Origin of the sequence: Pseudacidovorax sp. (genome assembly GCF_017991995.1) — a bacterium.
Classification (GTDB): domain Bacteria; phylum Pseudomonadota; class Gammaproteobacteria; order Burkholderiales; family Burkholderiaceae_C; genus Xenophilus.
In genome coordinates, this window is record NZ_JAGOPN010000009.1 from 68,690 (window position 1) to 80,460 (window position 11,771).

Sequence of the window (11,771 nt, forward strand, 5' to 3'; positions counted from 1 at the left end):
TGGGAAGAGAAGGACAGGAGAGAAGCGGTCAGCGCTTGTCCAGCCGATGGGCGATGGCATTGCCGCCGAACTGGATGATCTGCACCAGCACCACGAGCAACGCCACGGTCAGCAGCATCACGTCGGTCTGGAAGCGGTAGTAGCCGTAGCGGATGGCCAGGTCGCCGATGCCGCCGCCGCCCACCACGCCGGCCACGGCCGAGTACGACAGGAAGCTCACGGCCAGCACGGTGAGGGCCAGCACCAGGCCCGAGCGGGCCTCGCGCACCAGCACGCGCCAGACGATCTGCAGCTCGGAGGCGCCCATGGCATGGGCCGCCTCGATCACGCCGCGCGGCACCTCGCGGATGCTCTGCTCCACCAGCCGCGCGAAGTACGGAATGGCCGCCACCGACAGCGGCACGGCCGCTGCCAGCGGCCCGATGGAGGTGCCCGCGATCACCCGCGTGAAGGGCACCAGCGCCACCAGCAGGATGATGAAGGGAAAGGAGCGCACCGTGTTCACCACCCAGCTCAGCACCAGGTAGGACGGCCGGTGGTCCAGCGACTGGCCGGGGCCGAGCAGAAAGAGCAGCACGCCCAGGGGGCCGCCGAGCACGATGGCCGCACCGAGGCCGATGGCCAGCATCAGCAGGGTCTGCTGCGTGGCGGTCCACAGCTCGGGAAGGATGGCAACGATGTTCTCAGACATGGGCAAGACGGGCGGTGGAGAGGGAAGCCATGGCAGCGTCGGCCGCAGGCGATGGGCGAGCGGCCGACGCCGTCGCAGCGGCTGTGGCGGCGTCGGCGGCAGCGGCAGCAGGAGACGCTGCCGCCGGGGCCGACCAGGGCCGCTGCGCCATCTGTTCGGCCAGTTCGCGGCCCAGGCTGCTCAGGCGGGGCTCGGCCGCGACCTGGTCGACGTCGAACTGCTCCACCAGCGCGCCCTGCTCCAGCACGGCGACGCGGCGGCACAGTTGCTGCACCACCGGCAGTTCGTGCGTGACGATGACGATGGTCACGCCCAGGCGCGCGTTGATCTCGCGCAGGGTGTGCAGCAGGGCGCGCGTGGTCTCGGCATCGAGCGCCGAGGTGGGCTCGTCGCACAGCAGCACGTCGGGCCGCGGCGCCAGGGCGCGGGCGATGGCCACGCGCTGCTTCTGGCCGCCCGAGAGCTGCGCCGGATAGGCGCCCGCCTTGTCCGCCAGGCCGACGAGGGCGAGGCATTCCTGCACCCGCGCCTCGATGTCGGCGCGCGAATGGCGGCCGTGGATGCGCAGCGGAAAGGCCACGTTCTCGGCCACCGTCGCGTTCTGCAGCAGGTTGAACTGCTGGAAGATCATGCCGATGGACTGGCGCGTCTCGCGCAGTTCGCGGCGCGACAGGCGGGTGAGGTCGCGGCCGTTGACCAGCACCCGGCCGCCATCGGGACGCTCCAGCAGATTGATGAGGCGCAGCAGCGTGGACTTGCCGGCGCCGCTCTTGCCGATCAGGCCGAAGACCTCGCCGCGGCCGATGGCCAGCTGCAGCGGCTGCACGGCGGTGAAGCGCCGGCCGTCGGGCAGGGCGAATTGCTTGTGCACGCCGTCGAGCCGGATCAAAGGCTCGTCGGTGGCGACGTTGTGGGGGACAAGGCTCATGGGGCTGGCAGGAAGGGCCGACGCGGCGAGGCACCGCATGGCACGGCATGGCGAAGGCCCCGACTGTGGGTCGGCGCGGTTCCAGAACAAACGAATGAATCCGGCGTTGCTCATGCGGAAAACGTCTTTGGCGCGCCACCGCACGCCACGCCGCTCAACGCAGCGCCGTTATGCGCCGCCCGGCTAAGCAATGGCGGAATGCTTCGTTCATGCCGGACGGCCGTCGACGCACAGTGCGCCTCCCAGGCTGCTCCAGGCCGCATTCCCGACGATTCGCGCCATGTCCTTTCCCCTCCGTCCCCGCCGCCTTGCGGCGCTCTCGCTCCTCGGCCTCGCGGCCTTCGCGACGCACGCGGCCGAACTGGCCGTGGGCTTCATGCCCGGCCCCTACCGCGACGCCTTCACCAAGGGCATTGCGCCCCAGCTCGAAAAGAAGGGCTACCAGATCCGCTACGTCGAGTTCAGCCAGGGCGTGCAGCCCAACGACGCGGTGCAGCGCGGCCAGATCGACGCCAACATCTTCCAGCACACCCTCTACCTGCAGGCCACCAACAAGAGCCAGGGCTTCGACCTGGTGCCGGTGGTGCATGTGCCGACCCCGCCCATGGGGCTGTATTCGCAGAAGCACAGGAAGCTGACCGATGTGCCCGACGGCGCGACCGTCACGCTGCCGGCCGATCCGGTCAATGCGGCGCGCGCGCTCAACATCCTGGCGGCGCTCGGCTGGGTGCAGCTCAAGCCGGGCGTGGACCCGATCAGCGTCTCCGAGCGCGACGTCGTCGCCAATCCCAAGCGGCTCAAGCTGGTGCCGCTGGACGCCGCGCAGGCGCCGCGCTCGCTGGCCGATGCCGACCTGGCGGCCGTGCAGGGCAACTTCGCCGTCGCCTCGGGGTTGAAGCTCACCGAGGCGCTCAAGCTCGAAGACATGACGCTGCCCTACGTGAACGTGGTCGCCGTGAAGCGCGGCAACGAGAACGCGGCCTTCGCCCGCGACATCGCCGAGGCCTACCGCTCGGTCGAGTTCCAGCGCCTCTTCCGCGCTAACCCGGTGTGGGCCGGCTACCGGCTGCCCGACTACTTCACCGCGGCCCAATGACCGCCCGCACCGAAGACGAAGCCCCGACCCGTTCGTCGAGCGCCAGCGCCCAGGCAGTGACCATGAGCACGCAAGCCTTCTTCGACGGGCCCACCGCCGACACCTGGCAGGCCCGCGCCCATGGGTTGCGACAGGCGCTGCAGGCGGACGCGCCCTTGCGCGACCGGGCCGGCGGCCGGCCCGTGGCCGCGCAGGCACTGCTCAAGGGCAGCGGCCTGCTGCCGGCCCTGGTGCCCGTGCATCAGGGCGGCGGGGGCGCCGCGGTGTCCAGCCTGCTGCGCGCCGTGCGCGAGCTGGCCCGCACCGATGCCTCGGTCGCCTTGCTGCTGGGCCATCACATCGCGGCCGTGCTGGGCCTGGCGGTGCACGGCAGTGCACAGGCCCAGTCCCTGCTGGACGCCACGGCCCGGCAGCGCTGGCTGTGGACGCATCCGCTGGACACCGACCTGCCCACGCTGGGCGCCCGGCGCATCGGCGCGGGCTGGCTGCTCGACGGCCAGTTGCATGCCACGGCCGGCCTGCATGCCGCCGATCGCCTGCTGCTGAGCTGGCCCGACGTGCGCGGATCGCGCGTGACGGCCAGCCTGCGGCTGGACCATCCCGGCGTTGGCGAAGCCCTGCTGGACGATGGCTTCGGCCTGCGCCAGGCCGGCGGCGGCACGCTGCCCCTGTCGGCCGTGCAGTTGGGCGAGCCCGAACTGCTCGGCCCCGCGGTCCGTCCCACCTCGCCGCGCGCCGACCTGCCGGCCCTGCTGCAGCAGGCCGCCCAGCTGGAGGTCTTCATCGGCAGCGCCTGGGGTGCGCTGGACGAAGGCCGCGCCTACACCCTCACCGCCTCGCGGCCCTGGATCCATTCCGGCGTCGAGCGCCACGAGGACGATCCGTGGATCCAGCGCCGCTACGGCGAACTCGCGCTGCGCGTGCAGGCCGCCACCGAGCTGGCCGAGCGCGCAGCCCGGGACTTCGACCTGGCCCGGGCGGCCGGGGACGACCTGAATGCCGCCGCCCGCGATGCGCTGGCCGTGCAGATCGCCACCGCCCACCTGGAAGCCGCCGAGGCCGCCGACGCCGCGGGCAGCGGCATCTTCGAGCTGATGGGCGCCCGCTCGGCCACCGTGGCCAACGGCTACGACCGCTTCTGGCGCGACACGCGCACGCTGCGCCTGCCTCAGCGCACCGACGCACGCCAGCGCGCCCTGGGCCGCTGGCTGCTGGGGGGCGCCGTGCCCCTGTCCACGCCGGCCACGCCTACGGCCGTCTTCGCGGCCCCATCGCCATGAGCGCCCGCCGCACAGCCCACGCCGGAGGTCTTCCCTTGAGCGCCGTCATCCTGCCCCACCCCACCTTGCAAGAACAGGCACCGCCCGCGCTCTTCGAGCCCGAAAGCGCCAACCGGTACATCACGCGCGCCGCCGCGCTGCGCCCGCTGTTCGCCCGCGACGCGGCCGAGCGCGACCGCGCCGGCGGCCGGCCCTCGGCGCAGGTCGCCCTGCTGCGCCAGGAAGGCCTGCTGGCCCTGCTGCTGCCCACGGCCGTGGGCGGCGAGGCCCAACCCTGGTCGACGGCCCTGCGCATCACACGCCTGCTGTCGCAGGTGGACAGCTCCGTCGGCCACCTCTACGGCTACCACTACGTCAGCCTGCTCGGCCTGGGGCTGCGCCAGGTGCCGGCCCAGGTCGAGCCGCTGTGGCGCCGCTCCGCGCAGGCCCAATGGTTCTGGGGCAACACGGCCAACAGCTTCTCCAAGAGCCTGTTCGGCCGGCGCGAGGGCGACCACTTCGTGCTCGACGGCTTCCGGCCCTTCACCTCGGGCTCGCACGTGGCCGACTGGCTCTCCATCGCCTGGGAAGATCCGGCCACCGGCGAGCGCCGCGCCGCCGCCATCGAGGCTGGCCGCGCGGGCGTGGTGATCGAGGACGACTGGGACGGCATCGGCCAGCGGCAGACCGGCAGCGGCCGGGTCAGCTTCCATGGCGTGCGCGTGCATGCCGACGAAGTGCTGGGCCCGCCCGCGCCGCTGGACCCGACCCGCGCGCCGGCCGAGCCCTGGCGCACCGTCACGCCGCTGCTGCAGCAGAGCGTGCTGCTCAACGTCTTCGTCGGCGTGGCCCAGGGCGCCCTGCGCACGTCCCGCGACACGCTGCTGGACGCGCCCGCGTCGCGCCGGCTGCAGCACGACCCCGGCGTGCAGCGCCTGCTGGGCGAACTCTGGAGCCGCACCCGCGCCGCCATCGCGCTGGCCGACCGCGCCCTGCGCGCCCTGGACGCCGCCGCCGCGCGCGGCGTGCATCTCACGGTCGAAGAGCGCGGCGAAGCCGCCGTCGCCATCGCCGCGGCCAACGTGCTGGCCGGCGAGGTCGCGCTGCAGACCGCGGCCGGCCTGCTCGAAGCGCTCGGGCCCCTGGCCGCCGACCGCGGCGCCGGCTTCGACCGCTTCTGGCGCAACGTGCGCATCCACACCCTGCACAACCCGGCCGAATACAAGGTCCGCAACGTCGGCCGCCACTTTCTTTCGGGCCAGCCGCCCGCCCCTGGAACCTTCCAATGACCGCCCCACGTCCCCGTCAGCTGCACCTCAACATCAACGCCCTGCATTCGGGCTTCGTGCCCTCGGCCTGGCGCCTGCCCGAAAGCGCGCCCGACGCCTTCATCGACGTGCACCACTACGTGCGCCTCGCGCGCATCGCCGAGGCCGGCAAGCTCGACGCGATCTTCCTGGCCGACAACGCGGCCATCGTCGACCAGATCGACTTCCGCCCCATCACCGCGCTGGAGCCCACGGTGCTGCTCACCGCCGTGGCCGCCGCCACCACGCACCTGGGCGTGATCGGCACCGCCTCCACCAGCTACAACGAGCCCTACAACATCGCCCGCCGCTTCGCCTCGCTGGATCTGGTGAGCGGCGGCCGCGCAGGCTGGAACGTGGTGACCACCGCCGATCTGCCCTCGGCCCGCAATTTCGGCCTGGAGGCCGTGCCCGACCATGCCCAGCGCTACCGCCGCGCCGACGAGTTCACCCAGCTGGTGAAGGACCTGTGGGACAGCTGGGAGGACGACGCCTTCATCGGCGACAAGGCCACCGGCCGCTTCGTGGACCTGGCCAAGGTGCATCCGGTGCGGCATCGGGGCGAGTTCTTCTCGGTGCAGGGCCCGCTGAACCTGCCGCGCTCGCCCCAGGGCCGGCCGGTGCTGGTGCAGGCCGGCGCCTCGGCCGATGGCCGCGAACTGGCCGCGCGCCATGCCGAGGCCGTGTTCAGCGCCTCGCAGTCCTTCGAGGAATCGCTGGACTACGCCCGCGGCCTGAAGCAGCGGGCCGAAGCCCTGGGCCGCGGCCCCGACGCCGTCAAGGTGCTGGCCGGCCTGACCACCATCATCGGCAGCACCGAGGCCGAGGCCCGCCGCCGGCGCGACCAGCTGGTGGACCTGATCCCGTGGAACTACAGCCTGACCCGCCTGGCGGGGACGCTGGGCGTGCCGGTGGACCGGCTGAAGCTGGACGAGCGCCTGCCCGAGGATCTGGCCCTGCCGGGCGGCGGCAATGGCAACCACACCTTCTTCCATGCCACCCTGGCGCATGCGCGCCGCGGCCAGTTCACGGTGCGGCAGCTGATCCGCGAGCTGGCCGGCGGCGGCGGCCACCGCGTCATCGTCGGCACGCCCGAGCAGATCGCCGACGACATCGAGCACTGGTTCAGGGCCGGCGCGGCCGATGGCTTCAACCTGATGCCCGACCAGCTGCCGGGCGGACTGCAGGACTTCGTGGACGGCGTGGTGCCGATCCTGCAGCGCCGGGGCATCTTCCGCACGGCCTACGAGGGCCGGACGCTGCGCGAGCACCTGGGGCTGGCGCGGCCCGCCGGGCGCGAGGCGACGCGGCAGGCGGCCTGAGCGCTGCAGACGCGGCGCACGCGCGGGACGGCGCCAGGCCAGGCCAGGACAGGCCATCGCCGGTGCCCGGACCCGGGCCGCGGCGAGGCCCTCAACTATCATCGACCGCACCGGGAAAGCAGCCTCCCGACCCTCTCGAAGGTAGACGGTGTCCCGTCCAAGTGCTGGGCTTGCCCTATGGAGTTTTCGTGGACACCGCTCTGCCCGACGGCGCCGACCCGGCGCAACCCTCCCTCTCGCTCACCGAGGCACTGCGCTTCTGGCTGAAGCTCGGCTTCATCAGCTTCGGCGGTCCTGCCGGCCAGATCGCGCTGATGCACGCGGAGCTGGTCGACCGGCGCCGCTGGATCTCGGAGCGTCGCTTCCTGCATGCCCTGAACTACTGCATGCTGCTGCCCGGCCCGGAGGCCCAGCAGCTGGCGACGTACCTCGGCTGGCTGCTGCATCGCACCTGGGGCGGCATCCTCGCAGGAACCCTCTTCGTGCTGCCGTCGCTCTTGCTCATCATCGGCCTGGCCTGGCTGTACATGGCCCATGGCGACATGCCCGCCGTGGCCGGCGCGTTCTACGGCATCAAGCCGGCCGTGACGGCGCTGGTGGCCCAGGCCGCCTACCGGGTGGGGTCCAGGTCACTGAAGAACCGTTGGCAATGGGGCATCGCCATCGCGGCCTTCTTCGCCATCTTCGCGCTCGACGTTCCGTTCCCGGCCATCGTGCTGGGGGCCGCGGCCATCGGGTTCGTGGGTGGCCGGCTGCGTCCGTCGGCCTTCGGGGGCGGCGGCGGCCACGGCCCCTCGTCTGGCCGGGAGCCGGCCCGGCGCGCGCTGATCGACGACGACACGCCGACACCGGCGCACGCCCGCTTCACCTGGCGGCGCTTTGCCGCGGTGCTGGTGGTGAGCCTCGGGCTCTGGCTTGTCGCGATGGGGGCGCTGGTGGCGCGCTACGGGCTGGATTCCGTGCTCGTCCAGATGGGCTGGTTCTTCACCAAGGCCGCGCTCATGACTTTCGGCGGCGCCTATGCGGTGCTGCCCTACGTCTACCAGGGCGCCGTGGAGCATTTCCACTGGCTGACGGCCACCCAGATGATCGACGGCCTCGCGCTGGGGGAGACCACGCCCGGGCCGCTCATCATGGTGGTGTCCTTCGTGGCCTTCGTCGGGGCGTGGACACACGCCATCTTCGGGTCGGATTCGCTCCTGCTGGCCGGTGCCGTCGCCGCCACCGTGGTGACCTTCTTCACCTTCCTGCCCTCCTTCTTCTTCATCCTGCTCGGGGGGCCCTTCATCGAGTCCACCCACGGCAACCTGAAGTTCACGGCGCCGCTGGCCGCCATCACCGCCGCCGTGGTGGGCGTCATCGTGAACCTGGCGGTGTTCTTCGCCTATCACGTGGTATGGCCCAGGGGCTTCGGCGGTGCGATGGACGGGTGGTCTGTCGCCATCGGCCTGGCGGCGGGCATTGCGTTGATCCGGTACAAGGCCGGCGTCATCCCGGTCATCGCCGCGGCAGGCGCGGCGGGGCTGGCGGTGCAGCTCCTGGTGGGCCACATCGCCTGAGAAGGTGTGAAGGGGCGGGGCACCGGGCGGCACCGGACTCGCGCACCGCAGGGGGGGTCCGGCCCGCACCGGCGATCGGCCCTCCTTCAGGCCACCAGCGGCGGCGGCACCGCCGCCAGCAGGCTGCGCGTGTACGCATGCGCCGGCTGCGTCAGCACCTCGGCCACCGGCCCCTGCTCCACCACGCGGCCCTGGTCCAGCACCACCACGCGGTCGGCCACATGCCGCACCAGGTTGATGTCGTGCGAGATGAACAGCAGCGCCGTGCCCAGGCGCGACTGCAGCTCGCCGATGAGGTCGATCACCTGGGCCTGGATGCTGACGTCGAGCGCGGAGACCGGCTCGTCGCACACGATGAGCTGCGGCTCGGCGGCCAGCGCGCGGGCGCGCTGGCGCAGACCGCCGGACAGCTTGTGCGCATGCTGGCTCAGCCGCTGTTCGGGCTCGAGCATGCCCACCTGCGCCAGCGTGTCGATCACGCGGCGGCGCACGGTCTTCGCGCTTGCTTATGCGCAGCGCGTCGAAGGCACGCGCCAGTCCGGCATCGGCCCATGCGTGCGAGGCCCCCGTCGACCGCCGCCCTACCCGGCGAGCGCCTGCCGCAGGTAGGCGGCCGTCGCGCTTCTGGTCGGGGTTGCGGCGACCTGCGCGGGCGTCCCCTGCGCCAAGACACGGCCGCCTTCTGCGCCCGCGCCGGGCCCCATGTCGATCACCCAGTCGGCCGCCGCCACGACGCGCATGTCGTGCTCGACGACCAGCACCGTGTTGCCGGCGTCCACCAGCGTCTGCAGCGGCGCCATCAGCCGCTCGACGTCCGCCGGGTGCAGGCCGGTCGTGGGTTCGTCCAGGATGTAGAGGGTGCCCCCGCGCGGCACGCGCTGCAGTTCGGTGGCGAGCTTGATGCGCTGGGCCTCGCCGCCGGACAGTTCGGTGGCTGGCTGACCCAGGCGCAGGTAGTCCAGCCCGAGTTCGCCGAGCAGCTTCAGCGGCGCCGCGATGCGCGGCTGCGCGTCGAAGTGCACCCGCGCCTCCTCGACCGTCAGGTCGAGCACCTCGGCAATGTTCTTGCCGTTCCAGGTGATGGTCAGGGTGTCGGCGTTGTAGCGCGCGCCATGGCAGGCGGGACAGGGTGCATACACGCTCGGCATGAACAGCAGTTCCACGCTCACCGAGCCTTCACCCTCGCAGGTGTCGCAACGCCCCTTGGCGACGTTGAAGGAGAAGCGCCCCGCGTCGTAGCGCCTTCGGCGAGCCGATGGCGTGGAGGCGAAGAGCTGCCGGACGGCGTCGAACAGCCCGGTGTAGGTCGCGAGGTTGGAGCGGGGCGTGCGGCCGATCGGCTTCTGGTCGACTTGCACGAGCCGGCGCACCGCCTCGGCACCGGCCCCCAGCTTGCCGGCCATGGGGGTCGACCAGGCTTCGTCGCCGCCCTCCGGCAGGTCTTCGTCAGGCGCGGCGCCTCGGCCGAGCCGCTGGTGCAGCAGTTCGGCCAGCACCTGGCTGACGAGCGTGGATTTGCCGGAGCCGGACCGGCCGGTGACGGCACACAGTACGCCGAGCGGAATGCGGACGTCGAGCCCGCTCAGGTTGTTGCGGCTGATCCCTTCCAGCGCCAGCCACTGGCCGGGCGAGCGGCCACGGCCGGCCGGGGGAAGCCGGTCCGCGCGAAGGAAGCGCGCGGTGACCGAGCGCTCGACCACCGCGAGCCCTTCGGGCGGTCCGCTGTAGAGCACCTCGCCGCCGCGGCTGCCGGCCCCGGGCCCGACGTCGACGATCCAGTCGGCGCGCCGCATCGTCTCCAGGTCGTGCTCCACCACGAACACCGAATTGCCGTTGCACCGGAGTTGCGCCAGCGCATCCAGCAAGGCTTCGCCGTCGGCCGGGTGCAGGCCGGCGGAAGGCTCGTCGAGTACGTAGACCACGCCGAACAGGCTCGAGCGGATCTGCGCCCCGAGGCGCAGGCGCTGCAATTCGCCGGGCGACAGCGTCGGCGTCGAGCGGTCAATGGTCAGGTAGCCCAGGCCGAGCCCGAGCAGGGTCTGGATGCGCTCGCGAATCTCCGTGGCCAGGCGTTGAGCGGCCAGGCGCTTCTCCTCCGAGCCTTCGGGTGTACGGCGCACGTCGGGCGCCGCGGCGTGGGACGCCCGGCCCTTCGCAGATCGCAGGGCGCGCGCCGTGCGGGACTGCGCCGCGCCTAGCGTCTGCGAGGGGGGCGCTGTCGCCTCGGACCGCCCCTGCGCGGCCCCGGCCAGCAGCGCATGCACGGCCGCCAGCGGCAAGGCGGCGACCTCGCCGATGTCGTGCCCTTCGAAGGTCACCGACAGCGCCTCGGCCTTGAGGCGCTTGCCCTGGCATGCCGGACACAGCCCGCCCACCATGAAGCGCGACACGCGCCGTTTCATCAGCTCGCTCTGGCTGGTGGCGTAGGTGTGGAGCACATAGCGGCGCGCGCTGGTGAAGGTGCCCTGGTAACTCGGCGCCAGCTTGCGGCGCAGCGCCTGTCGGGCTTCGGCCGGCGTGAATCCGGCATAGACCGGCACCGTGGGCTGCTCGTCGGTGAACAGGATCCAGTCGCGGACCTTCTTCGGCAGTCGGTGCCAGGGCGTGTCGACGTCATGGCCGAGCGTCACCAGAATGTCGCGCAGGTTCTGGCCCTGCCAGGCCGTGGGCCATGCGGCCACCGCGCGCTCGCGGATCGTCAGGGACGGGTCGGGCACCATCGACGCCTCGGTGACGTCGAAGACGCGGCCAAGACCGTGGCAAGTCGGGCAGGCGCCCTGGGGCGTGTTGGGCGAGAAGTCCTCGGCATAGAGCATCGGCTGGTCGGACGGGTAATGCCCCGCGCGGGAAAACAGCAGGCGCAGCAGGCTCGACAGCGTGGTCAGGCTCCCGACCGTGGAGCGCGAGCCCGGCGTGCCGCGCGACTGCTGCAGCGCCACGGCCGGCGGCAGGCCGTCGATGCGGTCGACCTCGGGCACGCCCACCTGGTCGATCAGGCGGCGGGCATAGGGCGCCACGGAGTCGAGGTAGCGCCGCTGCGACTCGGCGAAGATCGTGCCGAACGCCAGCGACGACTTCCCCGAGCCGGAAATGCCTGTGAACACCACGAGGGCGTCGCGCGGAATGTCCACGTCGACGTCCCGCAGGTTGTGCTCGCGTGCGCCGCGCACGCGCACGAAGCGCTCGATGTCCGCGTGCTCTGGCATGCCGGCACGTGCCGACGTCTTCGCCGCGCCTGCGGCTGCGGCCGGCGCTGGGCCGGCGGTGGATTTACGGCTTGCGGGTCTTGGCATGCGCCGACTGTGCACGCGCTCCGCCATGGCAGGGACGGAACATGCCGGCTCCTGCTATAGGAAACGGCGCGGAATTCGCCCTGGTGGAGCTGGCGGATGGAAATGCTCACGGAAGTACCTGTGATGCAGATGGAAGGAAGCGCCATGGAGCGCAGCGCGGCCGGGCCGTGCATGCGCCCGCGCACGCGCAGGGGCCGCCGCGCTTATGCGCACCCACAGCAAGCAAGCGCGAAAAACGTCGTTGGCGGCGCAGGCCGCCCCGCCTAGGCTTCGACGCTTTCCGCACTGCACGGATGCGCCGCACGCCGCCCACGGG

At 72.1% G+C, this 11,771-nt stretch carries 9 protein-coding genes; 5 read left to right on the forward strand and 4 right to left on the reverse strand.

The features are described from left to right. Window positions 1-28 precede the first annotated feature (28 nt). Both KBC94_RS13750 and KBC94_RS13755 read right to left on the reverse strand, forming a co-directional pair. Complete coding sequence (locus KBC94_RS13750) at window positions 29-691, reverse strand: methionine ABC transporter permease (protein ID WP_294370892.1); 663 nt, start codon at window positions 689-691, stop codon at window positions 29-31. Continuing rightward, window positions 684-1,619, reverse strand: a complete 936-nt coding sequence (locus tag KBC94_RS13755) for an ATP-binding cassette domain-containing protein (RefSeq protein ID WP_294370894.1) — start codon at window positions 1,617-1,619, stop codon at window positions 684-686. Before KBC94_RS13755 ends, KBC94_RS13750 begins: the two co-directional genes overlap by 8 nt. A 280-nt stretch (window positions 1,620-1,899) precedes the next feature. Between KBC94_RS13755 and KBC94_RS13760 the strand changes: the two genes are divergently transcribed. From KBC94_RS13760 to chrA, 5 genes are all read left to right on the forward strand, one after another. After that, window positions 1,900-2,715: a MetQ/NlpA family ABC transporter substrate-binding protein gene (locus tag KBC94_RS13760; protein WP_294370896.1), complete on the forward strand. Its 816-nt coding sequence runs from the start codon at window positions 1,900-1,902 to the stop codon at window positions 2,713-2,715. A gap of 62 nt (window positions 2,716-2,777) precedes the next feature. Then, on the forward strand, window positions 2,778-3,995 hold the full coding sequence (locus tag KBC94_RS13765; RefSeq protein ID WP_294370898.1) for an acyl-CoA dehydrogenase family protein: 1,218 nt from the start codon (window positions 2,778-2,780) through the stop codon (window positions 3,993-3,995). Between the two features lie 35 nt (window positions 3,996-4,030). Next, entirely contained in the window at window positions 4,031-5,263 is a 1,233-nt protein-coding gene (locus tag KBC94_RS13770; RefSeq protein ID WP_294370900.1) for an acyl-CoA dehydrogenase family protein, read from the forward strand. Continuing rightward, complete coding sequence (locus KBC94_RS13775; RefSeq protein WP_294370902.1) at window positions 5,260-6,603, forward strand: LLM class flavin-dependent oxidoreductase; 1,344 nt, start codon at window positions 5,260-5,262, stop codon at window positions 6,601-6,603. Before KBC94_RS13770 ends, KBC94_RS13775 begins: the two co-directional genes overlap by 4 nt. A gap of 188 nt (window positions 6,604-6,791) precedes the next feature. Beyond that, window positions 6,792-8,162 carry a chromate efflux transporter gene (chrA, locus tag KBC94_RS13780; protein WP_294370904.1) on the forward strand — a complete coding sequence of 457 codons (1,371 nt, stop codon included), beginning with the start codon at window positions 6,792-6,794 and terminating at the stop codon, window positions 8,160-8,162. Window positions 8,163-8,248: 86 nt separating this feature from the next. On the opposite strand, the gene KBC94_RS13785 is transcribed toward chrA, so the two are convergent. Continuing rightward, the gene (locus KBC94_RS13785) at window positions 8,249-8,653 is read right to left on the reverse strand and encodes an ABC transporter ATP-binding protein (protein ID WP_294370906.1); all 405 of its coding nucleotides are present in this window, start codon (window positions 8,651-8,653) and stop codon (window positions 8,249-8,251) included. A 90-nt stretch (window positions 8,654-8,743) separates the two neighbouring features. After that, complete coding sequence (locus KBC94_RS13790) at window positions 8,744-11,368, reverse strand: excinuclease ABC subunit UvrA (protein ID WP_294370908.1); 2,625 nt, start codon at window positions 11,366-11,368, stop codon at window positions 8,744-8,746. Between the last annotated feature and the right edge of the window lie 403 nt (window positions 11,369-11,771).